Below are 26,534 nucleotides of genomic sequence, written 5' to 3' on the forward strand. Positions count from 1 at the left end.
GCATTTCCCGTCATAATAAGGACATGCCATGATTGATTTACGCAGTGATACCGTTACCCGACCGAGCCGCGCCATGCTAGAAGCGATGATGGCCGCCCCGGTTGGGGACGACGTTTATGGAGACGACCCTACCGTTAATGCTCTGCAGGACTACGCGGCAGAGCTTTCCGGTAAAGAAGCCGCCATTTTTCTGCCTACCGGCACCCAGGCCAACCTGGTCGCTCTGCTCAGTCACTGCGAACGCGGCGAAGAGTATATTGTCGGTCAGGCAGCACATAACTATTTGTTTGAAGCCGGTGGTGCTGCGGTGCTGGGCAGCATTCAGCCGCAACCCATCGATGCGGCTACCGACGGCACGCTGCCATTGGATAAAGTGGCGATGAAAATCAAACCTGACGATATCCACTTCGCCCGCACAAAGTTGCTTAGTCTGGAAAACACCCACAACGGCAAAGTACTACCGCGTGAATACCTGAAACAGGCATGGGAATTTACCCGCGAGCGCAATCTGGCGCTGCACGTTGATGGCGCTCGCATCTTTAACGCCGTGGTGGCTTATGGCTGCGAACTGAAAGCGATCACGCAATATTGTGATTCGTTCACCATATGTCTGTCGAAAGGTCTTGGTACGCCGGTAGGTTCGCTACTGGTAGGCAATCGTGATTACATTAAACGAGCCATCCGCTGGCGGAAAATGACCGGTGGCGGGATGCGTCAGTCCGGGATCCTGGCGGCCGCCGGGATGTATGCGCTGAAAAATAACGTCGCGCGTTTACAGGAAGACCACGACAATGCCGCCTGGATGGCAGAGCAACTGCGTGAGGCGGGCGCTGATGTGATGCGCCAGGACACCAATATGCTGTTTGTTCGCGTCGGGGAAGAAAATGCTGCTGCGTTGGGTGAATACATGAAAGCGAGAAACGTGCTGATTAACGCCTCACCGATTGTTCGCCTGGTAACACATCTCGACGTCTCGCGTGAACAACTGGCTGAAGTCGCCGCCCACTGGCGCGCTTTCCTGACGCGTTAAGGAGCGAGACGTGCCGCAACGCATTTTAGTTCTCGGTGCCAGTGGCTACATTGGTCAGCATCTGGTGCGCACACTCAACCAGCAAGGGCATCAGATCCTGGCGGCGGCACGTCATGTCGACAGGCTTACAAAGCTACAACTGGCTAATGTCAGTTGCCATAAAGTCGATCTTAGCTGGCCGGACAACCTTACGGCCTTGTTAAAAGATGTTGATACCGTCTATTTTCTGGTGCACAGCATGGGCGAAGGCGGTGATTTTATCGCTCAGGAACGCCAGGTTGCTCTCAACGTCCGTGATGCGCTGCGTGAAGTGCCGGTTAAGCAAGTCATCTTTCTTAGTTCATTGCAGGCTCCGCCCCATGAGCAATCGGATCATCTGCGCGCCCGTCAGGCCACGGCGGATATTTTGCGTGAAGCCGATGTGCCTGTTACTGAATTGCGTGCCGGAATTATCGTCGGAGCCGGGTCAGCGGCGTTCGAAGTCATGCGCGATATGGTTTACAACCTGCCAGTGCTAACACCACCGCGCTGGGTTCGTTCACGTACCACACCCATCGCGCTGGAAAACCTGCTGCACTATCTGGTGGCGCTGTTAGACCATCCGGCCTGCGAACATCGGGTATTCGAAGCCGCCGGACCACAGGTGCTCAGCTATCAACAGCAGTTTGAACATTTTATGAGCGTGAGCGGCAAACACCGCGGGTTAATCCCCATCCCTTTCCCCACCCGCTGGATTTCGGTGTGGTTTCTCAATGTGATTACCTCCGTACCGTCCACCACCGCAAGTGCGTTGATTCAGGGACTGAAACACGATCTGCTGGCGGATGACACCGCCTTACGCGCGCTCATTCCACAACCGCTGATCGCTTTTGATGACGCTGTGCGTCGCACGTTGAGAGAGGAAGAAAAGCTCGCCAACTCCAGCGACTGGGGATATGACACTCAGGCCTTTGCCCGCTGGCGACCAGAATACGGTTATTTCGCCAAACAGGCGGGTTATACCGTTAAAACCTCCGCCAGCCTTCAGGCTTTATGGCGGGTAGTGAATCAAATCGGCGGTAAAGAACGTTACTTCTTTGGCAATATTTTGTGGCAGACCCGGGCGTTGATGGACCGCGCAATAGGTCACAAACTGGCGAAAGGTCGCCCCGAGCGAGAATATTTGCAAACCGGCGATGCGGTGGATAGCTGGAAAGTGATTGTCGTCGAGCCTGAAAAACAACTTACCTTATTGTTTGGTATGAAAGCGCCAGGACTTGGGCGACTTTGTTTTACTCTCGAAGATAAAGGCGACTATCGCACTATTGATGTCCGCGCTTTCTGGCACCCGCACGGGATGCCAGGGCTGTTTTACTGGCTGTTCATGATCCCCGCACATCTGTTTATTTTTCGCGGGATGGCAAAACGAATCGCCAGACTGGCAGAACAAAGCACAGATTAATCGAAAAAAACCTGCGTTATTCTTTCATGTTTCCCATTGCATCAAGGATGAAATCACGGAAGAATGCGCACGTCGTTTTTATCAACAACAGTGGAATGATATGAAGGTACTGGTTACCGGCGCCACCAGCGGCTTAGGTCGAAACGCGGTTGAATTTTTATGCCGAAAAGGCATCAGCGTAAGAGCGACCGGTCGCAATGAAGCGATGGGTAAATTGCTGGAGAAAATAGGCGCAGAGTTTGTCCAGGCAGATCTGACTGAACTGGTCTCATCGCAGGCAAAAGTAATGCTCGCAGGCATTGATACGCTGTGGCACTGTTCCAGCTTTACCTCGCCGTGGGGAACGCAGCAGGCTTTCGATCTGGCAAACGTTCGCGCCACTCGCCGCCTGGGCGAATGGGCTGTCGCCTGGGGCGTACGTAATTTTATTCATATCTCTTCACCGTCACTGTACTTCGATTACCACCACCACCGCGACATCAAAGAAGATTTTCGTCCGCACCGCTTCGCCAACGAATTTGCCCGCAGCAAAGCCGCCAGTGAAGAGGTCATCAATATGCTTTCGCAGACAAATCCACAAACGCGCTTTACCATTCTGCGCCCACAAAGCCTGTTTGGGCCGCACGATAAAGTCTTTATTCCCCGTCTGGCGCATATGATGCACCACTACGGCAGCATCCTGTTACCCCACGGCGGCAGCGCACTGGTCGATATGACTTACTATGAAAATGCGGTGCACGCTATGTGGCTGGCGAGCCAGGAAGCGTGCGATAAACTGCCTTCTGGTCGTGCGTATAACATTACCAACGGCGAACATCGCACTCTGCGCAGTATCGTGCAGAAATTGATCGACGAGCTGAATATTGATTGCCGTATCCGTTCGGTGCCTTACCCGATGCTGGATATGATTGCCCGCAGTATGGAGCGTTTAGGACGCAAGTCAGCAAAAGAGCCGCCGCTAACCCATTACGGCGTCTCCAAGTTGAATTTTGACTTTACGCTGGATATTACGCGAGCACAGGAGGAGCTGGGGTATCAGCCGGTCATCTCGCTGGATGAAGGTATCGAGCAAACTGCTGCCTGGCTGCGCGACCACGGAAAACTGCCGCGCTAGTCCTGGCCGTATTTCTCCAGTAGGGCTTCGGCAATCGCCTGAGTTTCTGCATCCGCTTCGCCGTTATATAACGTCGGGCGGAAGTGCATCTGAAACGCTATAATGACTCGCTGCTGCTCGCGCGGCGTCATTTCAGGTTTTACGTCATAGCCGTAGCGCGCCAAAAGCTCCAGTAACGATGCTGTTTCTACCGGCGTGTGTGGTGCGCGTCCGGCCAGATAAAAGCTAACGCGCGATGCATCCGGCCAGGCACCAATCCCCTGCTGCGCCAGTTGCTGCCACGGAAATAACGGGCCAGGATCGTCCTTGCGCTGTGGGGCTATATCCGCATGTGCCACCACATTCTCTGGTTTGATGTGATAGCGGGCGATAATCTCTTTCGCCAGTGGAATGAGCGCCTGAATCTGCGCCGGTTCAAACGGCGCAAAATATTTCACCCCCGCCGATTTTTGCCAGCCACGATTTTCCAACTCAATACCAATAGAGGTGTCGTTAATTCGTGTTGCTCCGCGCCAGGCGCTGATCCCCGCATGCCAGGCCAGTTCCTGTTCCGGCACCAGTTGCCAGATACGTGGTTTGCCGTTGTAACGCGGCGGCACGGCAGGCACCAGATAATGCGAGCTGACCTGCTTATCGGTCAGTGTCGCCAGCGAAGAATCGAAGTCATCTGCAGTGTAATGGATCACCAACACTTTGATACGAGGATACGCTGCCTGTGCCTGACGTCGGGTATCGAGCTGGTATCCCTCCTTCTCAACAATTCCTTTTTCTCCTGCGCACCCTGCCAGTAACAGAACCGCAGCAACCAGCCAGAAGATTCTTCTCATCGACGCGTTTTCACCGCTGTTCCGCTGACGCTGACCATCAGCATACTGCCGTTTTGCCCGACCGTTTCATAGTCGATATCAATGCCGACCACTGCGTCAGCGCCCAGCGCCCGTGCCTGATCGCCTAACTCTTCAAACGCAATCTCCCGTGCTTTACGCAGTTCTTTTTCGTAAGCCCCGGAGCGTCCGCCGACGATATCGCGGATGCCCGCAAAGAAATCGCGAAAAATATTGGCACCTAAAATCGCTTCGCCCGTCACCACACCGCAATATTCAACGATGGTCTGACCTTCAAGTGTTGGGGTTGTGGAAAATTGCATGACCGATCTCCTTGTTTGCTAAGCCTTCGATCTCAAAAGCATTATCGGACTGATACGCTATTATTGAAAGGATATCATTATTATCGTAGAACGCTTTCAAGGTGTTCGCTTATAAGGAAATCATTATGCGCTACAGCAAATTGACCATGCTTATCCCTTGCACACTGTTACTCAGTGCTTGTACCACCGTTACGCCAGCCTATAAAGACAATGGCACTCGCACAGGTTCTTGCGTCCAGGGCGGCCCTGACAGCGTGGCTCAGCAATTCTATGACTACCGTATTCAGCATCGCAGTAACGACATTACCGCTCTGCGCCCGTATTTGAGCGATAAACTGGCGGCACTGCTCAGCGATGCTAACCGCGATAACAACCATCGCGAATTGTTAAGCAGCGATCCGTTCTCCAGCCGTACTACCTTGCCTGATAGCGCCCGAGTCGCCAGCGCATCGACCATCCCGAATCGCGATGCGCGCAATATTCCGCTGCGCGTAGATCTGAAACAAGGCGATCAGAGCTGGCAGGATGAAGTATTGATGATTCAGGAGGGGCAATGTTGGGTTATCGATGATGTGCGCTATTTAGGTGGCAGCGTTCACGCCAAAGCGGGAACATTACGTCAGTCCGTTGAGAACCGTTAATCCCTTGATCAGATTATAACCCCCATAAATTGTCCGGCATTCTGCGAGGAATGCCGACATTTATGCTCGCCGCCCATCACCCTCGTTATTTTGTGCTATGTTTAGTGAATAATGTGCTTTGCTTTTAACTTTTAAAGCAGAAATATTGCATAATTATTCTGTCAAAGGTACTATCTTCGACCTCAATAGCTATCAGACTGCCAGTATACGAGTGTCAATGAGTATTCAATTAAACGGCATTAATTGCTTCTACGGCGCACATCAGGCGCTGTTCGATATCACGCTGGATTGCCCGCAGGGCGAAACGCTGGTGTTACTTGGCCCCAGCGGCGCGGGGAAAAGCTCGCTGCTGCGTGTACTCAATCTGCTTGAGATGCCGCGCTCCGGTACGCTCAACATTGCAGGCAATCATTTCGATTTCACCAAAACACCGTCTGACAAAGCGATTCGCGACCTGCGTCGTAACGTTGGCATGGTGTTTCAGCAATACAATCTGTGGCCGCATCTCACCGTGCAGCAAAACTTGATCGAAGCACCCTGCCGCGTACTCGGCTTGAGTAAAGATCAGGCGCTGGCTCGTGCAGAAAAACTGCTGGAACGTCTGCGTCTCAAACCTTATAGCGATCGTTATCCACTGCACCTTTCTGGTGGCCAGCAACAACGTGTTGCTATCGCCCGAGCGCTGATGATGGAACCGCAGGTGTTGCTGTTTGATGAGCCGACCGCCGCACTGGACCCGGAAATTACAGCGCAAATCGTCAGTATCATTCGTGAACTGGCGGAAACCAACATTACCCAGGTGATCGTCACCCACGAAGTTGAAGTCGCGCGTAAAACCGCCAGCCGTGTGGTGTATATGGAAAACGGTCACATCGTAGAGCAAGGCGACGCGAGCTGTTTTACCGAGCCGCAAACCGAAGCATTTAAAAACTATCTCTCTCACTAAGATTCGGGATAACGACAATGAAAAAAGTTCTGATTGCCGCGTTAATTGCAGGTTTTAGTCTTTCCGCTACAGCCGCTGAAACCATTCGTTTTGCTACCGAAGCATCCTATCCTCCGTTTGAATCGATGGATGCGAATAACCAGATCGTCGGGTTTGACGTTGACCTGGCGCAGGCGTTGTGCAAAGAGATCGATGCGACCTGTACTTTCTCTAACCAGGCGTTTGACAGCCTGATCCCGAGTCTGAAATTCCGTCGTGTGGACGCCGTTATGGCGGGTATGGATATCACTCCTGAGCGTGAAAAACAGGTACTGTTCACCACCCCGTACTATGACAACTCTGCACTGTTTGTTGGTCAGCAAGGCAAATACACCAGCGTTGATCAACTGAAAGGCAAAAAAGTCGGCGTGCAGAACGGGACGACGCACCAGAAATTCATTATGGATAAACATCCGGAAATCACCACTGTTCCATATGACAGCTACCAGAACGCGAAACTGGATCTACAAAATGGCCGTATTGACGGCGTATTCGGTGACACCGCAGTGGTAACCGAATGGCTGAACAATAATCCCAAACTGGCACCAGTTGGCGACAAAGTGACCGATAAAGATTACTTCGGTACTGGCCTCGGTATTGCGGTACGTCAGGGCAACACTGAACTGCAGCAGAAATTCAACGCTGCGCTGGAAAAAGTGAAGAAAGATGGCACTTACGAAACCATCTACAACAAATGGTTCCAGAAGTAATTCCTGATGAATGAATTTTTTCCTTTAGCAAGCGCCGCCGGGATGACCGTCGGCCTTGCCGTTTGTGCATTGATTGTCGGTCTGGCGCTGGCGATGTTCTTCGCGGTGTGGGAGTCAGCAAAATGGCGTCCTGTCGCGTGGGCAGGTTCGGCGCTGGTAACGATTCTGCGCGGCCTGCCAGAAATTCTGGTAGTGCTGTTTATCTATTTTGGTTCTTCGCAGCTACTACTGACACTTTCGGATGGCTTCACCATCAACCTTGGGTTCGTACAGATCCCGGTGCAGATGGACATAGAGAACTTCGACGTTAGCCCGTTCCTCTGCGGGGTGATCGCCCTGTCCCTGCTGTATGCTGCCTATGCCTCGCAAACCCTGCGCGGTGCACTGAAAGCGGTGCCGGTGGGTCAGTGGGAGTCTGGTCAGGCGCTGGGGCTGTCGAAATCGGCTATATTTTTCCGTCTGGTGATGCCGCAGATGTGGCGTCATGCGCTGCCTGGTCTCGGCAACCAGTGGTTGGTACTGCTGAAAGATACCGCGCTGGTCAGTTTGATTAGTGTGAATGATTTAATGCTGCAAACCAAAAGCATCGCCACCCGTACCCAGGAACCATTTACCTGGTACATTGTGGCGGCGGCGATTTACCTGGTGATTACCCTGTTGAGCCAGTACATTCTCAAACGCATTGATCTGCGCGCGACACGTTTTGAGCGGAGACCTGGCTGATGCTTGAGTATTTACCTGAACTGATGAAAGGGCTGCATACCAGCCTGACGCTGACGGTCGCCTCGCTGATTGTGGCGCTGATTCTGGCGTTAATTTTTACCATCGTCCTGACGCTGAAAACACCGGTGCTGGTGTGGCTGGTGCGGGGTTACATCACGCTGTTTACCGGTACGCCGCTGCTGGTGCAGATCTTCCTGATTTACTACGGACCGGGCCAGTTCCCGACGTTGCAGGAGTATCCGGCGCTGTGGCATTTGCTGTCGGAACCGTGGTTGTGTGCACTGATTGCGTTATCGCTGAATAGTGCCGCGTATACCACGCAACTGTTTTACGGAGCAATTCGTGCGATCCCGGAAGGTCAGTGGCAATCCTGTAGCGCCCTGGGGATGAGTAAAAAAGATACGCTGGCGATCCTGCTGCCGTATGCATTTAAACGCTCGCTCTCTTCTTATTCCAACGAAGTGGTGCTGGTGTTTAAAAGTACCTCGCTGGCTTACACCATTACGCTGATGGAAGTGATGGGATACAGCCAGTTGCTGTACGGACGCACCTACGATGTGATGGTGTTTGGCGCGGCGGGGATTATTTACCTGATCGTTAACGGCCTGCTGACGTTGATGATGCGCCTGATCGAGCGTAAAGCGCTGGCGTTCGAGCGCCGGAATTAATGTGGCTGCATTGATAACGTGCTAATGCCGGATGCGGCGTGAACGCCTTATCCGGCCTACATTCGCAGGATAATTTGTAGGTCTGATAAGACCCGCAAGCATCGCATCAGACACCAGCACAGAACCCACATATTGCATAAACCCTTATAATGAAGACGGGCAACCTACTAAGTTGTCCGTCTTTTTTTATCCATTCTGAATTATTTAATCATATTTATTGCATATAAATTCACTTAATGGCATTGTTAACCCATGCCGCAGACACGGCCAATAAACATAAGATTGACAGACGGGAGTTCCATCATGAAAAAGTTAGTTCTTGCCGCATTACTTGCTTCCTTTACTTTCGGCGCTTCTGCCGCAGAGAAAATCAATTTTGGCGTATCAGCTACCTATCCCCCCTTTGAATCTATAGGTGCTAATAATGAGATCGTCGGCTTTGATATCGATCTGGCAAAAGCGTTATGCAAACAAATGCAGGCAGAATGTACTTTTACTAATCACGCTTTCGACAGTCTGATCCCGTCACTAAAATTCAGGAAATATGACGCCGTGATTTCCGGGATGGACATCACACCAGAGCGCAGCAAACAGGTGGCCTTTACCACGCCATACTACGAAAACTCTGCCGTCGTGATTGCCAAAAAAGATACCTATAAGACTTTTGCCGATTTGAAAGGTAAACGTATTGGTATGGAAAACGGCACCACCCACCAGAAATATATTCAGGATCAGCATCCGGAAGTGAAAACCGTCTCTTATGACAGCTATCAGAATGCATTTATCGACCTGAAAAATGGCCGTATCGATGGTGTATTTGGTGACACAGCGGTAGTTAATGAATGGCTGAAAACCAATCCACAACTGGGCGTTGCGACTGAGAAAGTGACCGATCCGCAGTACTTCGGCACCGGCCTTGGCATCGCTGTTCGTCCGGATAACAAAGCTCTGCTGGAGAAACTGAATAACGCACTGGCAGCCGTTAAAGCCGACGGTACGTATCAGAAAATCAGTGATCAATGGTTCCCGCAGTAATTGAGACTGATGACAAAAGTAAGATGGCCTGATGCGCTACGTTTATCTGGCCTACATTGACTCTACAATATATTGATTTCGCAAGATTTTGTAGGTTGCATAAGGTGTTCACCCCGCATCCGGCATGAACAAAGCGCATCTGGTCAACAATCTGAAGCCGCAGCCGCGGCTTTTTTATTGCTTCACCAACAGCGTCAGCACTTCATAATGCGCGGTGTGCGGGAACATATCGAAAAGCTGTACCCGCTCAATGCGATAACCAGGCAGTTCGCGAATATCTTTCGCCATCGTTTGAGCGTTACAACTGGAGTAAATAATAAAACGCGGTGCCATCGTTGAGAGATAGTCACACAGTGGCTTTCCAATGCCGCGGCGCGGTGGATTAACCAGCACCAGTTCCGGCACTTCGCCTTGCGCGGTGGCAAACTGAGTGGAGTCCAGCGCCTGAAATTGCAAACGCGTTAAGCCCAGCTCAGCAGCAGACTGTTTCGCACAAGCAATCGCTTCTGGTGCAATTTCAATCCCCGTTAACTGCATTTCTGGCGTCGCACAATGCAAACCAAAACCGCCAACACCGCAAAACAGATCCCACATATGGTTTACCGGTAGTTGCTGTACCCAGTCACGCGCGGTCGCATAAAGCTGGCTGGCAACTGCCGGATTGGTCTGGAAGAAACTTTGCGGACGGATCCACAACGGTACGTTATTAAAACGCTCTGCCAGCGCCTGTTGTTCGGTCAGGTAGATCTCCGTCTCCCCTTCCATAATCGCCATATGTACTGGCTGAATATTGACGGTAATGACGTTGAGCTGCGGCAGTTGTGCCTGTAGCCACGGTAGCGCCTTACGCAGTTGCGCCAGCTTGGTTTCCGAGCGCAGCACAAAACGCAGCATCATGCCGCCATCAGTCTGGCTTTCAGTCAGCAGAATGTATTTCAGTTCACCACGCTTACGCGCCACGTTGTACGGCGTCAGCCCGGCGCGGGCAATAAACGGTTTTAGCGCCGCAAAAACGGGCGCAAATGAGGCAGGATAAAGCGGACAGTCGCAAAGATCTTCCGGCGTGCCGTCGCGGTGTAGCATTCCGAGCAGTGGCTTTTCAACGCTGCCACTCACCACCATTTTGGCTTTATTACGAAACCCTTGTTCGGGGCCAGACACCGGCGCGCACCACTCCGCAACCGGAAAATCGGTCAGCAGATTTTTAAGATCGGCGGTTTTAGCGGAGAGTTGCTCTGGAATCGGCTGCGTTATCCACTGACAGGAACGACAGCGACCCGCGTCGTAAAGTGCGCACTGCATACATTGACCTTCACATCATCAGGGGCGACGATTATACACATTATTGCAACTGGAAGAACCGCCGACTGGTAGCGGGAACGAATAGCAACAACAGGATGAGCATATCCGGCAGCTTCTGCAGCATCAGGCTATGGAGGATTTCGCGTTTTGATTCACCGGGAATGCTGAACAGCTCAGGATAACCATAACCGAGTGAAGCCGCCCACAGATAACTGGCAGCCGTAATTTGTGTCAGCAGATACAGCCAGCGCGCCCAGCTACAGCCTTTCACCAGCGAAAACGCACACCAGATTTCAATAAAAACCAGCGCCAGGCTGCTTAAAAAGACCAGCGTTAAACTCCAGGTTTGTACGCTACGATGAATGAATTCGCCAATACCGTGAACGCCCAGCGTATTGAAAATCATCAGCACGTCGAGACCACGGATCATAATAATGGCGAGCGCCGCCACCTGCACCAGCGCAGGCACATTCAGGCGAGCATGTGATGAAGATGTTTTCTTAAAAAATCCCAACGTTTCGTCTTCCATGAAAACAATGCCGCGACATGCGCGGCATTATGTAGCCAGGTTGGCAAATTTTAGTGTCTTCAGCCACGTCTTGCACGCTGGATATCGCGTATCCGCTGCTTTTCTGCACGCGCCATTAAATACCAGGCGATAAATCCGATAATTCCTACCGCCCCGAGGATCAACGTCGCCAGGGCGTTAATCTCCGGATTCACCCCCATCCGCACGCTGGAAAAAACCAACATAGGCAATGTGGTGGCACCGGGTCCGGAAACAAAACTGGCAATCACCAGGTCATCGAGCGACAGAGTAAAAGCAAGCAACCAACCAGAAATGATTGCCGGCATGATCATCGGCAGCGTAATCACGAAAAATACTTTCAGCGGCATCGCACCGAGATCCATCGCCGCTTCTTCTATCGAGCGATCCAGTTCCCGCAAACGTGAAGAAATAACGACCGCCACATACGCCGTACAGAAAGTTACGTGCGCCAGCCAGATAGTCAACATGCCGCGATCGGCTGGCCAGTCAATGGCATGAGCAAGGGCAACGAACAATAACAACAACGACAGACCAGTTATCACATCCGGCATGACAAGCGGCGCGGTGATCATAAAGGCAAAGCCATTTGAGCCACGAAACCGTCCAAACCGTACCAGCACGACCGCCGCAATAGTCCCGAGGATCGCCGCCGCGGTCGCCGCACAGGCGGCAATAGTCAGACTTAACCCGACCGCACTCATCATCGCATCGTCACGCAATAATTCGCCGTACCAGCGCGTTGACCAACCGGCCCACACCGTCACCAGTTTCGAACTGTTAAACGAATAGATAACCAGCATCAGCATCGGCGCATAGAGAAAGGTGAAACCCAGCAGCAAAATCACAATCCGCCAGGGAGAACGAACGACCGGTAAATTATTCATCCGTGCTCCCCCACGCTTTTTTGCTGATATTTGTGGAACCACATAATTGGCACAATCAGCAGCAATAACATGATGATCGCCACCGCTGAGGCCACCGGCCAGTCGCGGTTATTGAAGAACTCCTGCCACAGGACGCGTCCGATCATAATACTGTCCGGGCCGCCGAGCAGTTCCGGGATCACAAACTCACCAACCGCCGGAATGAAAACCAACATCGATCCGGCGATAATCCCGCCTTTGGTCAGTGGCACAATGACGGTGAAGAACGTTTTCAGCGGTCGCGCGCCGAGATCCAGTGCCGCCTCTACCAGCGAATAATCGATGCGGGTTAACGCGGTGTAGATCGGCAACACCATAAACGGCACATAGGCGTAAACAATGCCGATATAAACTGCCAGATTGGTATGCAGAATGGTCAGCGGTTGATCGATAACGCCCAGCCACAGCAGGAAATTATTCAATACACCGTTGTTTTTCAGGATCCCCATCCAGGCGTAAACGCGGATCAAAAACGAAGTCCACGACGGCAGGATCACCAGCAGCAATAAGATATTACGGGTTGAAGGCTTACTGTGCGCCACCGCCCACGCCAGCGGGTAGCCGAGCAATAAGCAACAAACGGTCGAAATCGCCGCTACCTGTAACGACTGGAGATAAGCATCGAAATAGAGCGGATCGTCGGTTAGCTGCAGGAAATTACCAAGGTTGAGGGTGATCGACAGTTGCCCATCCGCCCATTCCATCAGTTCGGTGTAAGGGGGAATGGCGCGCGCCATCTCTGCCAGACTTATTTTAAAGACGATAAGAAATGGCAGCAGAAACAGCAAAATCAACCAGATATACGGCAGCGCAATCACCAGTTTACGCCCGTGCTTCATCTGCCACTGCGTAAGCCACAGTTTCAACCCGCCCGGCTGGACAGGAGGTTCAAGTGTACTCATCTTTGCTCCTTAAACCGTCAGCACCACACAACTGTCCACTTCCCAACATAAACGGACTTCATCGCCCCAGGTCGGCAGCCCTTTACGATGACGATGGGCGTTTTGTAACTGAGCGCTGATCATCTGCCCACTTTTCAGGCGAACATGATAAACAGACAAATCACCGAGATAGGCAATATGTGTCACCTCTCCCACCGCAAAATTGCAGCCATCAGTAGGCGGTTCGTCACAGAGCATGATTTTTTCCGGACGCAGCGCCACATGCACCGGCACGTTATCGACCACTGACGCCTGCGGATCGACTTTCAACGGATGCACCAGCCCCGGCGAATAGAGCAATAGTCCGTCTTCCTGGCGCTCTTTTAGCAGCCCTTCAAAGACGTTAACTGAACCAATAAACTCGGCGCTGTAGCGGGTGGTCGGGTGCTCATAAATTTCTTCCGGCTCGCCAATCTGGACAAATTTACCGCGATTCATAATGGCAATACGCCCCGCCATGGTCATCGCCTCTTCCTGATCGTGGGTAACCATCACACAGGTCACGCCGACACGCTCGAGAATATCCACCACTTCAAGCTGCATCCGGTCACGTAGTTTTTTATCCAGCGCGCCCATCGGTTCATCAAGCAGCAGAAGTTTTGGGCGCTTGGCAAGGCTTCGGGCCAGCGCCACACGCTGGCGTTGACCGCCGGAAAGTTGATGCGGTTTGCGTTTGGCGAACTCCTGCATATGCACCAACCCGAGCATCTCGTTGACCCGGCTGGCAATTTCCGCTTTTGGTAACTTGTCCTGTTTCAGGCCAAAGGCGATGTTCTGTTCCACGGACATATGCGGAAACAGCGCATAGGACTGGAACATCATATTGATGGGGCGCAGATAAGGCGGCACCTGTGACAAATCAACGCCATCAAGCATAATCTGCCCGGCAGAAGGCTGTTCGAAACCTGCCAGCATACGCAGCAGTGTGGACTTGCCACAGCCAGATGCGCCCAGCAGTGCAAAGATTTCGCCTTTATAAATGGTCAGACTGACATCATCGACCGCATGTTGACCATCGTAAGATTTGGTCAAATTGCGGATTTCTAATAGTGGTGTCAGCGACTTCCGACTTTTCGCCTGTGGGCGAGGGATAGCGTCATTCACGGCTGCTCTCCGGCATTTAAGGTGTGCAAGCGCACCATGATGGTGCAAATTGCCGGAGGGACTGGCGCGCCCGTCCGGCATCTACGGCTGCGGATTATTTTCCGCTCTTCACTTTAGTCCAGACGCGGGTGCGCACTCGGTCAATTTTCGGGTCCTGCACTTGCAGTGTGAACATTTTGCCGCGAACGTCTGCCGGAGGATAAATCCCCGGGTTATCACGCACTTCCGCGCTTACCAGCGGCGTCGCTTCTTTGTTGGCGTTGGCATAGAACACATGGTCGGAGATATGCGCTACTACATCCGGGCGTAGCAGGTAATTCAGGAACTGATACGCTTCGTCTTTATTTTTGGCGTCGGCAGGCATGGCGAATACATCAAAGAATGCCATCGCCCCTTCTTTCGGAATCGAGAAAGAGACATTTACGCCATTCTTCGCTTCCTTCGCACGGTTTGACGCCTGCCAGACATCACCCGCCCAGCCGATAGCGACGCAGATATCACCGTTTGCCAGATCGTTTATGTACTGAGAGGAGTGGAAATAGCGAATATTCGGGCGCAGTTTCAACAGTAAGTCGGTAGCCGGTCCGGTGTAATCATCTGCTTTGGTACTGTTCGGATCTTTGCCGAGATAATTCAGCACGGTAGCAAAAACTTCTTCCGGCGCATCGAGGAAAGAGACGCCGCAGCTTTTCAGTTTTTCCAGATTTTCAGGTTTGAGGATCAAGTCCCAGCTATCGACAGGCGCATTTTCACCCAGTACCGCTTTAACTTTATCGACGTTATAGCCAATGCCAGTCGTCGCCCACATATATGGCATGGCAAATTTATTGCCGGGATCGTGTTTTGCCACCAGTTTCAACAATTCTGGATCGAGATTCTTCCATTCTGGCAATTTGCTTTTATCCAGCGGCTGGAACACACCGGCAGTCAACTGGCGTTCAAGAAAGCTGGCTGATGGAACGACAAGATCAAAGCCGGTGCTCCCCGCCATTAATTTGCCTTCCAGCACTTCGTTGGAATCAAAAACATCGTAGACGACTTTGATACCGGTCTCTTTTTCAAAATTTGCCACCGTATCCGGGGCGATATAATCAGACCAGTTATAAATGTGGAGTGTTTTTTGTTCAGCCGCGAGCGTGCCGACAGAGACAGCCATCAGAGCACCCGCAACCAGACCCGATAGCCATTTTTTATTTAAGCCGGTCATATCTCTTTCCTTCTGAAAGTTCGTTAACAAACGAACAAAAGTTGTCACACTGAAAGATATGCAATAAATGTGCATATTTTTTATCAGCGCGGTGTAAGAAAAGAGGACTCTCTCCCGGCCAGCATTGCTCGCTATATAAAAGCACTGCAAGAATAACTTTAGCCAGGGTTTGAAACTATAGCTGTAATAAAAAAACGGCATTTAACAAATTTTTATGCGTATTTGCTCTATGTGATAAAGCAAATCCGGCACAACAGAAGTGAAATAATCTTTAATGAAAGGTTAAAATCAGCAGAAAATATTACAACGCGCAGCCACTGCGGCAGCGACTGCGTGCTCAAAAGGAATTATCAGTGAAGGAAATAGTTTTCGCTAACGTTGTTTTGCCCTTCATCATCAGTCGGTAACAGCAGTTGATGGGCATTGGCTTCAAGGATAACCATCGAAATCTGCTCTTCGCTCTGACGTACAAACCATGCAAACTGTTCATAGGTTACGCCCTGCATAACGGATAAAGACTGGCAAACCACCAGCTTTGGCAGATTATCATCCTGCATATCAAGAAATGCTTTCACGGTCAGCGAACTGGCATTGATGGCTGATAAATCCGCCGCCAGCGGTAACACGGCTGAAGGTCTGACTTCCGCCATAGCAGAAAACAGGATTGTGTTATCTATCAGATCGATTTTGGCATCAAAGACACCGTCGAAATTCTGCATATGTGGCAGATGCAGAGCCTGACAGTTATCACATTCAAAAAAACTCATCCCCAGGTCATCGAGCCATTGACGCAACGTATCCAGACCAGGAACGACCAGCGATGTCATAATTTTGTACAACCTCTTCCGATAAAAAGACCGGCACAGCTTACGCAAAAAGCGCAGGCAAAACCATGATCAGTCACGTTATTGCGACTAACCACCGGTTTTTAAGCAATATTCCGCCGTAGCATGGCGTTCAATCCAGCGGATCATTTTACCCGCGATGTCTATACCGGTGGTTTTTTCTATCCCTTCCAGACCTGGCGATGCATTTACCTCCATCACCAACGGTCCGCGATTTGCACGCAGAATATCCACACCGGCAACATCCAGCGCCATCGTTCGCGCGGCTTTAATGGCGATTTCGCGCTCCTGCGGCGTGATACTTGCGACGCTTGCCGCGCCACCACGATGCAAATTGGAACGAAAATCGCCTTCTTTCGCCCGCCGTTCAATCGCCGCAACCACTTCATCACCGACGACCAGACAGCGAATATCGCGCCCTTGCGCCTCTTTGATATATTCCTGCACCAGAATATGGGCATTCAGGCCGCGAAATGCATCAATCACGCTTTCTGCCGCCTGACGCGTCTCCGCCAGCACCACACCAATTCCCTGCGTACCTTCAACCAGCTTGACCACCAGCGGCGCACCACCGACCATCTCGATTAAGTCGCTGGTATCGTCCGGCGAATGCGCTATCCCCGTGACAGGCAGGTCAATACCCTGACGTGCCAGCAATTGCATTGAACGCAATTTGTCACGCGCACGGGCAATAGCAACCGATTCATTTAGCGGATAACTGCCCAGCATTTCAAACTGGCGCAGCGCCGCCGTTCCATAAAAGGTAATGGCGGTGCCAATGCGCGGGATCACCGCATCAAAATGGGGAAGCTTGCGACCTTTATAATGAATGGACGACGCCGCAGGATTAATGTTCATGTAACAAGAAAGCGGATCGAGAATTTCAACCAGGTGACCGCGCTGCAACGCCGCTTCACGCAGTCGCTTACACGAATAGAGCGTTCCATCCCGGGACAATATGGCAATTTTCACCCTGCACCTCTCTGTCAGACCTGGTCAAAAGCCCGCGTATAATACATCGGCGTTACGGTTTTAGCGCGTCGCCCAACCTTGTTTATGTAAATAATCGAGAATAAAAGGACGACTTTCTTTGATAATCGTCCGGCGAATATGATCGCTCCAGGTATCACGGCGATTATTGCTACCACGGGTGAGATAATATTCCGCCAGTTGCTCGTCATACTGTGCCAGAATGTCTTTATCCAGCGGTTGGTAGCTGTTTTCATGCACCAAAATAGAGGACGGTAAACGCGGCTTGAGATCCGGGTTATCCGCAGGCCAGCCCAGGCACAAGCCAAACAGCGGCAATACATGCTTCGGCAATTTCAGCAGTTCCGTCACTGCTTCAATGTTATTGCGCAGGCCACCGATATATACACCGCCCAATCCCAGCGATTCCGCTGCGGTTAAGGCGTTTTGCGCCATCATCGCCGTATCAACGACACCGAGTAACAACTGTTCCGCCAGGCCGAGTTGAGCATCCGGGCAAATCTGTAAATGGCGGTTAAAGTCGGCACAGAACACCCAGAACTCCGCCGCTTGCGCAACGTGTTTTTGCCCACCGGTCAGCGTTACCAGTTCATTACGCAGAGCTTTATCAGTAATGCGAATAATGCTGCTGCACTGCAAAAAACTGGAACTGGAAGTCGCCCGGGCGCTGTTGATAATCGCCTCGCGCTGTTCAGCGGAGATAGGTTCATCAGTGAAATGGCGAATGGAGCGATGACCACAAATGAGTTCAATGGTTGGCGTCATTATCTTTTTCTCTTTCTGAACATGAAGATTCTGGTGGACGATTCATCAGTTGCGGGGCAAGCCGTTTTGCAACCTGAAGAATAACCACCACCGCAGCGGGAAGCATGAGCAAAACACCGAGAAAAATCATCAGAATTTGCGCTTCTGGTGTAGAAAACGGCATCGGAAGCGAAAGGTAGTCGCTTACCGACAGCAGCGACACAGCCAGTAACATCATTCCGAGAAATTCCAGTATCAACACACTGTCAGGCAATTTACCGATCGTGCGCATAGGCTTCCCTCTGCAAAGTGAGCGGCCAGTTTAAAACCTTTCATCACATTGTGCTTAACAGTTATAGCTTTAAGCAATCAATGCAACAGGTTAAACCTACTTTCAGCGAATAAGATTTGGCGTGATCATGCACGCATGACAGATAAATGGAGAGAGAAAATGCAAACCGTTATTTTCGGCCGTCCGGGTTGCCCTTACTGCGTTCGTGCAAAAGATCTGGCAGAAAAATTAAGCAACGAGCGCGATGATTTTCACTATCAGTATGTGGATATTCGTGCTGAAGGGATCACTAAAGAAGATTTACAACAGAAGGCCGGGAAGCCCGTTGAAACCGTGCCGCAGATTTTTGTCGATCAGCAACACATCGGTGGCTATACCGATTTTGCAGCCTGGGTAAAAGAGAATCTTGACGCCTGATTTGCCGGATAAGCCCTCTCTGTTTGAGGGCTTTATTGATTTTTTCTGTGTTGTGGCTTGAACAAGCTACTGATAAACAAGAAACACAACGCCCCCAGCGCACACCAGAAGACAGCACTCAATAACCATGCCAGCTCTTGCCAGAATGAGCGTGTTGGTGAAAAAAACAGGCGCATAATTAACATAGAACACGGTGCTGCCAGCATTGCGCCAAACAGGGGTTTAAGGACTTCTCTACGCTGCGAAAAAAAACTGGCGACAGCTCCAGGAAGAATGAAAAACAATAAGCCGATTTCAGGATGCCCGGCAGCCCGAAAAGCGCCCTTCATATGCGTCGCCAGGAAAAGGCACACCACAATGAAGAGGACAAAACAGCAGACTGCCCCCGCCCAACGTTGTTTATGTTTCACATCTTCCTCCTGACACTGCCTCTATCGAACACATTTTTCGCCAGTGTGGCGCTCAGTAAGATAAAGCCGCTTCGCATTCCATGCTAATATAGGCCAACACAATTCTTATAGCCGTTGGTATCTAATGTGATTACACTAGTAAAATATATTGTTACTTTACTATTGATTAAGTGCGCTGAATGAATCTGCGCCCTGAATTCAGGTAAAAACATTATCTTAAATTACCATTTCTTTCAACAGCTTACTCGTAAACAAGAAGTTAGTCTCCGTGAATATAAACGTCGCCGAATTGTTAAATGGGAATTACATTCTGTTATTATTCGTGGTCCTCGCGCTTGGGCTATGTCTCGGAAAATTACGACTTGGTTCAATCCAACTGGGTAATTCCATTGGCGTTTTAGTCGTATCGCTATTATTAGGTCAACAACATTTCAGTATTAACACCGACGCGCTTAATCTTGGCTTTATGCTGTTTATTTTCTGCGTCGGGGTCGAAGCCGGACCCAACTTTTTTTCCATTTTTTTCCGCGATGGGAAAAATTACCTAATGTTAGCGCTGGTAATGGTCGGTAGTGCGCTGTTGATCGCCTTAGGTTTGGGTAAGCTGTTTGGCTGGGACATTGGCCTGACGGCCGGTATGTTGGCTGGCTCCATGACATCGACGCCGGTTCTGGTCGGTGCGGGCGATACGTTACGCCACTCTGGTATAGAAAGCGGGCAGCTCTCCGCGGCACTGGATAATTTAAGCCTTGGGTATGCATTAACCTATTTGATCGGTCTGGTGAGCCTGATTGTCGGAGCGCGTTACCTGCCCAAGTTACAGCATCAGGACTTACAGACCAGCGCCCAGCAAATCGCTCGTGAGCGAGGTCTGGACACCGACGCCAGCCGCAAAGTCTATCTGCCGGTGATTCGCGCTTACCGAGTCGGACCGGAACTGGTCGCCTGGGCCGACGGCAAGAACTTGCGTGAATTGGGTATTTATCGACAGACCGGTTGCTACATTGAACGTATCCGTCGTAACGGGATTCTGGCAAATCCGGATGGTGACGCCGTGTTGCAAATGGGCGATGAAATAGCGTTGGTAGGATATCCCGATGCCCACGCCCGACTCGATCCCAGCTTCCGTAACGGTAAAGAAGTTTTTGATCGTGACCTTCTCGACATGCGTATTGTCACTGAAGAGGTGGTCGTCAAAAACCATAACGCCGTCGGTAAACGTCTGGCGCAATTGAAGTTGACCGATCACGGTTGCTTCCTTAACCGCGTGATCCGCAGTCAGATCGAGATGCCAATTGACGATAACGTAGTGCTTAACAAAGGTGACGTTTTGCAGGTGAGCGGCGATGCCCGCCGTGTGAAGACCATCGCTGACCGTATCGGCTTTATTTCGATTCACAGCCAGGTCACCGACTTGCTGGCATTCTGCGCATTCTTTGTTATAGGCCTGATGATCGGGATGATTACCTTCCAGTTCAGCACTTTCAGTTTTGGCATGGGTAACGCTGCCGGATTGTTATTCGCTGGCATTATGCTGGGCTTTATGCGCGCTAACCACCCGACCTTCGGCTATATTCCGCAGGGTGCGTTAAGTATGGTGAAAGAGTTTGGTTTGATGGTGTTTATGGCGGGTGTTGGTTTAAGCGCCGGTAGCGGCATCAATAACGGCCTGGGCGCGATTGGCGGTCAGATGTTGATTGCCGGATTGATTGTCAGTCTGGTGCCCGTTGTTATCTGCTTCCTGTTCGGTGCTTACGTATTGCGTATGAACCGCGCACTGTTATTCGGCGCAATGATGGGCGCACGAACCTGCGCACCGGCAATGGAGATCATCAGTGATACAGCCCGCAGTAACATCCCGGCGCTGGGCTATGCGGGCACTTATGCAATAGCTAACGTACTGCTGACACTGGCAGGGACAATCATTGTGATGGTATGGCCCGGACTCGGATAAAACTGAAGTTGCCCTAAAAATGAAATTTTTTTGTACAACCGCAGAACTTTTCTTCAGGGTATCAGTCTTAATTAGTGCCACTGCTTTTCTTTGATGTCCCCATTTTGTGGAGCCCATCAACCCCGCCATTTAGGTTCAAGGTTGATGGGTTTTTTGTTGCCTGAAATTTATCTCCAGCCCTGCCACTCGCTCCACCATCCTCAAAATCTCCTCATGCGATAGCGGCTTACGGTCGGTGACAAAATGCAGACTCATCCCTTCAATAAAAGCATCCAGCGCCCGGGCAGTTTCCGCTTCAAACCATTGTTCAAGCGTTTGCTGACTACGCTGCATCCAGTTTTGCATCACCGTTTTTAATAGCGGTTTTCGGCTGGCCAATGCGTAGAGCTGGTACATCAGTTCCATGTTATCCGGCGTTGCGACCTGCGAGCTGTAGATCATGTCTGTTATGGCCTGGCAGGCGCTGGGGGCGTCATTGACATCATCAAAAAAAGCCTGATATTGCCGCGACATCGTCTGCGTAAAACGGCTAAACGCTTCCAGCAACAACTCATCAATTCCTGAAAAATAGTAGGTCATTGATCCTAACGGCACTCCGGCGAGGGTGGCGATTTTACGGTGCGTAACGGCATGTATCCCGTAAAGTTTCACTGCCTCCAGCGTGGCCTGAATGATTTTTTCTCGCCGTTGGGGATCATTAGCGCGGCGCATATTTTTACCCTCTCTCTGCAATTGTGTACAAATGTACACAACCTTGCTAAGGTTGTCTTCCCTCTTCTTTTTTTGACGTGATCTATGACAGTAAATTCTTCACGTAATGCCTTGAAACGCCGTACCTGGGCGTTGTTTATGTTCTTCTTTTTGCCAGGACTGCTAATGGCTTCCTGGGCCACCCGCACGCCAGCAATTCGGGATATTCTCTCTGTCTCTATCGCTGAAATGGGCGGTGTACTCTTTGGCCTGTCGATAGGTTCGATGAGCGGTATCCTCTGCTCGGCGTGGTTAGTGAAACGCTTTGGGACGCGTAATGTCATTCTGGTCACTATGTCCTGCGCTTTGATCGGGATGATGATATTAAGTCTGGCGCTCTGGCTGACATCCCCCGTCCTCTTTGCCGTTGGTCTTGGTGTCTTTGGAGCCAGTTTTGGTTCCGCTGAAGTGGCGATAAACGTTGAAGGCGCAGCCGTTGAGCGAGAAATGAATAAAACGGTTTTGCCTATGATGCACGGCTTTTATAGCCTGGGCACGCTGGCAGGCGCTGGTGTCGGGATGGCGTTGACAGCCTTTGGTGTTCCGGCAACTGTACATATTTTGTTGGCGGCACTGGCGGGCATCGCACCTATTTATATTGCTATTAAGGCAATCCCTGGCGGTACGGGCAAAAACGCTGCCGATGGCTCGCAGCATGACGAAAAAGGTGTGCCTTTTTACCGTGACATCCAGTTGCTGTTGATTGGTGTCGTAGTACTGGCAATGGCTTTTGCAGAAGGCTCTGCCAACGATTGGTTACCCTTATTAATGGTTGATGGCCACGGTTTTAGTCCAACGTCAGGCTCACTGATTTATGCCGGTTTCACATTGGGGATGACCGTTGGACGCTTCACCGGTGGCTGGTTCATCGACCGTTACAGCCGCGTTGCCGTAGTACGTGCCAGTGCCTTGATGGGTGCGTTGGGTATCGGACTGATTATTTTTGTCGATAGCGCATGGGTCGCTGGGGTATCTGTTGTGCTTTGGGGATTGGGCGCTTCTCTGGGCTTCCCACTAACCATTTCTGCCGCCAGCGATACCGGCCCCGATGCGCCGACCCGTGTCAGCGTAGTGGCAACGACGGGTTATCTGGCATTCCTCGTCGGGCCGCCACTGCTGGGCTATCTCGGAGAACATTATGGATTACGTAGTGCAATGCTGGTTGTGCTGGCGCTGGTTATTCTTGCGGCTATTGTCGCTAAAGCCGTCGCCAAACCCGATACAAAAACGCAAACTGCGATGGAGAATAGTTGATGGGCATTAAATTAATTGCGGTAGATATGGACGGTACTTTCTTAAGCGATCAAAAAACCTATAACCGTGAGCGGTTTATGGCCCAGTATCAGCAGATGAAAGCACAAGGTATTCGCTTTGTGGTCGCCAGTGGAAATCAATATTATCAGTTAATTTCGTTCTTTCCCGAAATTGCCAATGAAATTGCCTTTGTGGCGGAAAACGGCGGCTGGGTGGTGAACGAAGGCAAAGATGTTTTTAATGGCGAACTGTCGAAGGACGCATTTTCCACTATTGTGGAGCATTTACTGACGCGCCCGGAGGTGGAAATTATTGCCTGTGGAAAAAATAGCGCCTATACCCTGAAAAAGTATGACGCCGAAATGAAGGCCGTGGCGGAGATGTACTATCATCGCCTGGAATATGTCGATAACTTTGACAATATCGACGATATCTTCTTCAAGTTTGGGTTAAATCTCTCTGACGAACTGATTCCGCAAGTGCAAAAAGAGTTACATGATTCTATTGGCGATATTATGGTGCCAGTCCATACCGGCAACGGTAGTATCGATTTGATTATCCCCGGCGTACATAAAGCCAATGGCCTGCGTCAACTCCAGAAATTATGGGGCATAGACGACAGCGAAGTGGTGGTTTTTGGCGATGGCGGTAATGATATTGAGATGCTGCGTCAGGCGGGCTTTAGCTTTGCAATGGAAAATGCTGGCAACGCAGTCGTAGCGGCGGCGAAATACCGTGCAGGCTCCAATAACCATGAAGGCGTACTGGACATTATCGATAAAGTTCTTAAACACGAAGCGCCATTTAATCAATAAAACGGCAGCACGCCCGGCAACACAATGCCTGAATGAAGGATGCATAATCCGCGGAAATTACCCTTCTGGATTATTTCAGGCGAAATGATGATGAAAAAATGTGTACTGCTGGGCGCGTTTCTGTTGGGTTTTACTGGTGTGGCAATGGCGCAAAGTGTCACCGTTGATGTGCCGAGTGGATACAAAGTGGTGGTGGTCCCTGATTCAGTCAGCGTTCCGCAAGCCGTCAGCGTTGCCAGCGTGCCGCAAACCGTATACGTAGCCCCTACGCCAGCTCCGGCTTACCGTGCACATCCATATGTCCGTCACCTTGCCAGCGTAGGCGAAGGGATGGTAATCGAACATCAGATCGACGACCATCACCACTAATCCCTGAATGCCTGATTGTATAAAACAACCAGGCATTTTCTTATCCGTCGTTAGAATTTCCTGTTTGTTTATCTTTTAAAAAGATAAACATCAGCAGCAGCCACAAAACTCCGTTGGCAAGATTAAACAGATTAAACAATCCATTACCGCCATTCAGCCAGGCATGTTTACTGATCTCAATACCTACGGTAAAGATCAGCATTTGCAACATCCCCATCGCCGCCGATACCGTCCCTTTACTCATATCACTGGCGAACAACGTTAAACGCACCAGCCCTGCATTCGCCAGACCAATACCAAAAGCATAAATACTTAACCCGGCGGTCATCCATAAATACGCGTGCGATGAGATGACCGTGGTCGCTGCGGCGACCAGCAGACCAATCATAATCGGCCAGCCCCCCATAATAATCAGCGAACGTACGGTACGGCGCGAGGTCAGACGTGCCAGCAGCAAATTACCCGCAATTAACGCGCCGAAAATGGGCACTTGCAGCAAACCATATTCATAGCTACTCAACTGTTCACCGGTGATGATGATAATCGGTGACTGGGCAATCCACGCCAGTAACGGCAGACTGACAAATCCCAGCGCCAGCGCTCCTGCAACAAAGCGGCTGTTCTTCAGTACCAGCTTATAGTCTCGACCAAGCTCTTTCAGCGACAGTTTCTCGCCAATGCGCGTAGCCGTTTCTGGCATCGCACGTTGCAGACCGAAGAAGGAGATCGCCGCCAATGCAGCAAACAACACAAACATCCCTTCCCAGGGCAACACATGAATCCACGCGGCACCCACCAATGGCCCGAGTAACGGAGCAATCAGCGCCACATTCGCCATCAGCGCGGTGATCTTGATACAAACCGCCTCTTCAAAAGATTCCTGAATCGCGGCGTAACCCACAGCGCCAATGAAACAGAGGCTTATCCCCTGTAGAAAGCGCAACAGCGTGAATTGTTCAATGTTTTGCGCCAGTAATATCGCCAGGCAGGTGATTATGAACCACACCACGCCAGCTAACATTACCGGACGGCGACCAATACGATCCGACAGTGGTCCTAACAGCCACTGTAAAAACATCCCTCCCGCCAGGTAAGCGGTCATCGAAGTAGGAACCCAGTCAATACCCGCCTGATACTGCTCCACCACGGCGAGCATACCGGGTTGAATCATATCGTTGCCGATATAGGTCGAGAATTCGTAGAGCACCAGACAGAGGGGGAAAAGTAATGCCTGACGCCCAAGTCTGGCACCTGTTGCTAATTTATTTTGCATGCAATTTCTTCGCCAATAATAATCGCGCAAATTTTAATAAAAGCGTGGCAAACGAGAAAGCAAATTTTGTAGCTGAAACCACGGTTAAGCACATTCTTACGTTATTCCGAGTATAGCCCCCCTTTCTTTAAGCTTTATTTAATTTCTTCGCGTTACCATTCTCTGCTGTAAGCCAATCCGGTTGAGGTAAATAAGACGATGCCGCTTTACCCTGTTTAACAAGCGATTTATTCTCATCGACTTGCCTGATGGCTGCCCACTAATCACCTTTTGAGTCTGAAAGTTATGCTGGAAAATCTGAATTATTCATTATTCTCTCTTATTAATGCGACGCCAGACTCATCCGCATGGATGATTTCGTTAGCAATTTTTATTGCCAAAGATTTAATTACCGTGGTGCCATTGTTGGCTACGGTGCTTTGGCTATGGGGATTTACGGCGCAACGACAACTGGTGATAAAAATCGCCATCGCGCTAGCGGTCAGTCTGTTTGTTTCCTGGACGATGGGCCATCTGTTTCCGCATGACCGTCCATTTGTCGAGAATGTCGGCTATAACTTCCTGCATCATGCAGCAGATGACTCTTTCCCGAGCGATCATGGCACGGTGATATTTACCTTTGCGCTGGCATTTTTATGCTGGCATCGTTTGTGGTCAGGAGCAATCCTCATGGTACTGGCGGTAGTTATTGCCTGGTCGCGCGTTTATCTCGGTGTTCACTGGCCGCTGGACATGCTTGGTGGATTGTTGGCGGGAATGATTGGTTGCCTTAGCGCCCAGATTATCTGGCAAGCTGTGGGATCCAGGCTCTACCAGCGGCTGCAATTGTGGTATCGCATCTGTTTCGCCTTACCAATACGTAAAGGCTGGGTGCGTGGCTGATTTCGGATAAAAAGTGTA

Annotated in this window: 30 protein-coding genes; 15 read left to right on the top strand and 15 right to left on the bottom strand. The window is 50.8% G+C overall.

Features of this window, described 5'->3' with window-relative positions; translation table 11 throughout:
• Window positions 1-28 precede the first annotated feature (28 nt).
• From ltaE to C7B16_RS14490, 3 genes are all read left to right on the top strand, one after another.
• The gene (ltaE, locus tag C7B16_RS14480) at window positions 29-1,030 is read left to right on the top strand and encodes a low-specificity L-threonine aldolase (protein WP_000566404.1); all 1,002 of its coding nucleotides are present in this window, start codon (window positions 29-31) and stop codon (window positions 1,028-1,030) included.
• A 10-nt stretch (window positions 1,031-1,040) separates the two neighbouring features.
• A complete protein-coding gene (locus C7B16_RS14485) occupies window positions 1,041-2,471 on the top strand; it encodes an SDR family oxidoreductase (RefSeq protein WP_001136516.1) in 1,431 nt (476 codons plus the stop codon).
• 100 nt (window positions 2,472-2,571) lie between these two features.
• Window positions 2,572-3,585 carry an NAD-dependent epimerase/dehydratase family protein gene (locus C7B16_RS14490; RefSeq protein ID WP_000866894.1) on the top strand — a complete coding sequence of 338 codons (1,014 nt, stop codon included), beginning with the start codon at window positions 2,572-2,574 and terminating at the stop codon, window positions 3,583-3,585.
• On the opposite strand, the gene amiD is transcribed toward C7B16_RS14490, so the two are convergent.
• Both amiD and C7B16_RS14500 read right to left on the bottom strand, forming a co-directional pair.
• Window positions 3,582-4,412: an N-acetylmuramoyl-L-alanine amidase AmiD gene (gene amiD / locus C7B16_RS14495; RefSeq protein WP_107179850.1), complete on the bottom strand. Its 831-nt coding sequence runs from the start codon at window positions 4,410-4,412 to the stop codon at window positions 3,582-3,584. The genes C7B16_RS14490 and amiD overlap by 4 nt on opposite strands.
• Complete coding sequence (locus C7B16_RS14500; RefSeq protein WP_001160731.1) at window positions 4,409-4,732, bottom strand: heavy metal-binding domain-containing protein; 324 nt, start codon at window positions 4,730-4,732, stop codon at window positions 4,409-4,411. The genes amiD and C7B16_RS14500 overlap by 4 nt, the downstream gene beginning before the upstream one ends.
• Window positions 4,733-4,857: 125 nt before the next feature.
• Between C7B16_RS14500 and C7B16_RS14505 the strand changes: the two genes are divergently transcribed.
• The 6 genes from C7B16_RS14505 to artJ all read left to right on the top strand — a co-directional run bounded on the left by C7B16_RS14505 (window position 4,858) and on the right by artJ (window position 9,494).
• Window positions 4,858-5,373, top strand: a complete 516-nt coding sequence (locus C7B16_RS14505) for a lipoprotein (RefSeq protein WP_107179851.1) — start codon at window positions 4,858-4,860, stop codon at window positions 5,371-5,373.
• 217 nt (window positions 5,374-5,590) lie between these two features.
• Window positions 5,591-6,319 carry an arginine ABC transporter ATP-binding protein ArtP gene (gene artP / locus C7B16_RS14510; protein WP_000027205.1) on the top strand — a complete coding sequence of 243 codons (729 nt, stop codon included), beginning with the start codon at window positions 5,591-5,593 and terminating at the stop codon, window positions 6,317-6,319.
• Between the two features lie 17 nt (window positions 6,320-6,336).
• Window positions 6,337-7,068: an arginine ABC transporter substrate-binding protein ArtI gene (gene artI / locus C7B16_RS14515; RefSeq protein ID WP_000756581.1), complete on the top strand. Its 732-nt coding sequence runs from the start codon at window positions 6,337-6,339 to the stop codon at window positions 7,066-7,068.
• 6 nt (window positions 7,069-7,074) lie between these two features.
• A complete protein-coding gene (gene artQ / locus C7B16_RS14520; protein WP_001001690.1) occupies window positions 7,075-7,791 on the top strand; it encodes an arginine ABC transporter permease ArtQ in 717 nt (238 codons plus the stop codon).
• On the top strand, window positions 7,791-8,459 hold the full coding sequence (gene artM / locus C7B16_RS14525) for an arginine ABC transporter permease ArtM (RefSeq protein WP_000895404.1): 669 nt from the start codon (window positions 7,791-7,793) through the stop codon (window positions 8,457-8,459). Before artQ ends, artM begins: the two co-directional genes overlap by 1 nt.
• 303 nt (window positions 8,460-8,762) lie before the next feature.
• Window positions 8,763-9,494, top strand: a complete 732-nt coding sequence (gene artJ, locus C7B16_RS14530; RefSeq protein WP_001516078.1) for an arginine ABC transporter substrate-binding protein ArtJ — start codon at window positions 8,763-8,765, stop codon at window positions 9,492-9,494.
• 174 nt (window positions 9,495-9,668) lie between these two features.
• On the opposite strand, the gene rlmC is transcribed toward artJ, so the two are convergent.
• From rlmC to C7B16_RS14585, 10 genes are all read right to left on the bottom strand, one after another.
• Complete coding sequence (gene rlmC / locus C7B16_RS14535; RefSeq protein ID WP_001149757.1) at window positions 9,669-10,796, bottom strand: 23S rRNA (uracil(747)-C(5))-methyltransferase RlmC; 1,128 nt, start codon at window positions 10,794-10,796, stop codon at window positions 9,669-9,671.
• A gap of 40 nt (window positions 10,797-10,836) precedes the next feature.
• The gene (locus C7B16_RS14540) at window positions 10,837-11,325 is read right to left on the bottom strand and encodes a YbjO family protein (protein ID WP_000389253.1); all 489 of its coding nucleotides are present in this window, start codon (window positions 11,323-11,325) and stop codon (window positions 10,837-10,839) included.
• Between the two features lie 59 nt (window positions 11,326-11,384).
• The gene (gene potI / locus C7B16_RS14545) at window positions 11,385-12,230 is read right to left on the bottom strand and encodes a putrescine ABC transporter permease PotI (RefSeq protein WP_107179852.1); all 846 of its coding nucleotides are present in this window, start codon (window positions 12,228-12,230) and stop codon (window positions 11,385-11,387) included.
• Window positions 12,227-13,171 carry a putrescine ABC transporter permease PotH gene (gene potH / locus C7B16_RS14550; protein ID WP_001516075.1) on the bottom strand — a complete coding sequence of 315 codons (945 nt, stop codon included), beginning with the start codon at window positions 13,169-13,171 and terminating at the stop codon, window positions 12,227-12,229. The genes potI and potH overlap by 4 nt, the downstream gene beginning before the upstream one ends.
• 9 nt (window positions 13,172-13,180) lie before the next feature.
• Window positions 13,181-14,314, bottom strand: a complete 1,134-nt coding sequence (gene potG, locus C7B16_RS14555) for a putrescine ABC transporter ATP-binding subunit PotG (protein WP_000995979.1) — start codon at window positions 14,312-14,314, stop codon at window positions 13,181-13,183.
• Between the two features lie 94 nt (window positions 14,315-14,408).
• Complete coding sequence (potF, locus tag C7B16_RS14560) at window positions 14,409-15,521, bottom strand: spermidine/putrescine ABC transporter substrate-binding protein PotF (RefSeq protein ID WP_107179853.1); 1,113 nt, start codon at window positions 15,519-15,521, stop codon at window positions 14,409-14,411.
• 350 nt (window positions 15,522-15,871) lie between these two features.
• Window positions 15,872-16,348 carry a YbjN domain-containing protein gene (locus C7B16_RS14570; protein WP_001516074.1) on the bottom strand — a complete coding sequence of 159 codons (477 nt, stop codon included), beginning with the start codon at window positions 16,346-16,348 and terminating at the stop codon, window positions 15,872-15,874.
• 87 nt (window positions 16,349-16,435) lie between these two features.
• Complete coding sequence (gene rimK, locus C7B16_RS14575) at window positions 16,436-17,338, bottom strand: 30S ribosomal protein S6--L-glutamate ligase (protein ID WP_000684354.1); 903 nt, start codon at window positions 17,336-17,338, stop codon at window positions 16,436-16,438.
• A gap of 60 nt (window positions 17,339-17,398) precedes the next feature.
• Entirely contained in the window at window positions 17,399-18,121 is a 723-nt protein-coding gene (gene nfsA / locus C7B16_RS14580; protein ID WP_000189116.1) for a nitroreductase NfsA, read from the bottom strand.
• Window positions 18,105-18,392: a YbjC family protein gene (locus C7B16_RS14585; RefSeq protein WP_001259126.1), complete on the bottom strand. Its 288-nt coding sequence runs from the start codon at window positions 18,390-18,392 to the stop codon at window positions 18,105-18,107. The genes nfsA and C7B16_RS14585 overlap by 17 nt, the downstream gene beginning before the upstream one ends.
• Before the next feature lie 159 nt (window positions 18,393-18,551).
• Between C7B16_RS14585 and grxA the strand changes: the two genes are divergently transcribed.
• Window positions 18,552-18,809 (top strand): glutaredoxin 1, encoded by a 258-nt coding sequence (grxA, locus tag C7B16_RS14590; protein ID WP_001195226.1) that lies wholly within the window; start codon window positions 18,552-18,554, stop codon window positions 18,807-18,809.
• Between the two features lie 32 nt (window positions 18,810-18,841).
• Here grxA and C7B16_RS14595 read toward each other — a convergent pair whose 3' ends face one another.
• Window positions 18,842-19,219 carry an inner membrane protein YbjM gene (locus C7B16_RS14595; protein WP_000681115.1) on the bottom strand — a complete coding sequence of 126 codons (378 nt, stop codon included), beginning with the start codon at window positions 19,217-19,219 and terminating at the stop codon, window positions 18,842-18,844.
• 268 nt (window positions 19,220-19,487) lie between these two features.
• Between C7B16_RS14595 and C7B16_RS14600 the strand changes: the two genes are divergently transcribed.
• On the top strand, window positions 19,488-21,173 hold the full coding sequence (locus tag C7B16_RS14600) for an aspartate:alanine antiporter (RefSeq protein WP_001024862.1): 1,686 nt from the start codon (window positions 19,488-19,490) through the stop codon (window positions 21,171-21,173).
• A 135-nt stretch (window positions 21,174-21,308) separates the two neighbouring features.
• On the opposite strand, the gene rcdA is transcribed toward C7B16_RS14600, so the two are convergent.
• Window positions 21,309-21,884: a DNA-binding transcriptional regulator RcdA gene (rcdA, locus tag C7B16_RS14605; RefSeq protein WP_016261844.1), complete on the bottom strand. Its 576-nt coding sequence runs from the start codon at window positions 21,882-21,884 to the stop codon at window positions 21,309-21,311.
• An 84-nt stretch (window positions 21,885-21,968) separates the two neighbouring features.
• On the opposite strand from rcdA, the gene C7B16_RS14610 reads away from it, so the two are divergent.
• From C7B16_RS14610 to ybjH, 3 genes are all read left to right on the top strand, one after another.
• The gene (locus tag C7B16_RS14610) at window positions 21,969-23,177 is read left to right on the top strand and encodes an MFS transporter (RefSeq protein WP_010379705.1); all 1,209 of its coding nucleotides are present in this window, start codon (window positions 21,969-21,971) and stop codon (window positions 23,175-23,177) included.
• Complete coding sequence (locus C7B16_RS14615; protein ID WP_001516070.1) at window positions 23,177-23,992, top strand: Cof-type HAD-IIB family hydrolase; 816 nt, start codon at window positions 23,177-23,179, stop codon at window positions 23,990-23,992. The genes C7B16_RS14610 and C7B16_RS14615 overlap by 1 nt, the downstream gene beginning before the upstream one ends.
• An 84-nt stretch (window positions 23,993-24,076) precedes the next feature.
• Window positions 24,077-24,361, top strand: coding sequence for a protein YbjH (gene ybjH / locus C7B16_RS14620; protein ID WP_107179860.1), 285 nt, complete (start codon window positions 24,077-24,079; stop codon window positions 24,359-24,361).
• 40 nt (window positions 24,362-24,401) lie between these two features.
• On the opposite strand, the gene mdfA is transcribed toward ybjH, so the two are convergent.
• Window positions 24,402-25,634 (bottom strand): multidrug efflux MFS transporter MdfA, encoded by a 1,233-nt coding sequence (gene mdfA, locus C7B16_RS14625; protein ID WP_107179854.1) that lies wholly within the window; start codon window positions 25,632-25,634, stop codon window positions 24,402-24,404.
• A gap of 285 nt (window positions 25,635-25,919) precedes the next feature.
• Between mdfA and ybjG the strand changes: the two genes are divergently transcribed.
• Entirely contained in the window at window positions 25,920-26,516 is a 597-nt protein-coding gene (gene ybjG, locus C7B16_RS14630) for an undecaprenyl-diphosphate phosphatase (RefSeq protein WP_000892326.1), read from the top strand.
• The last annotated feature ends 18 nt before the right edge of the window (window positions 26,517-26,534 follow it).

This window comes from Escherichia sp. 20412-1 (assembly GCF_003027595.1).
Lineage (GTDB): Bacteria > Pseudomonadota > Gammaproteobacteria > Enterobacterales > Enterobacteriaceae > Escherichia > Escherichia marmotae.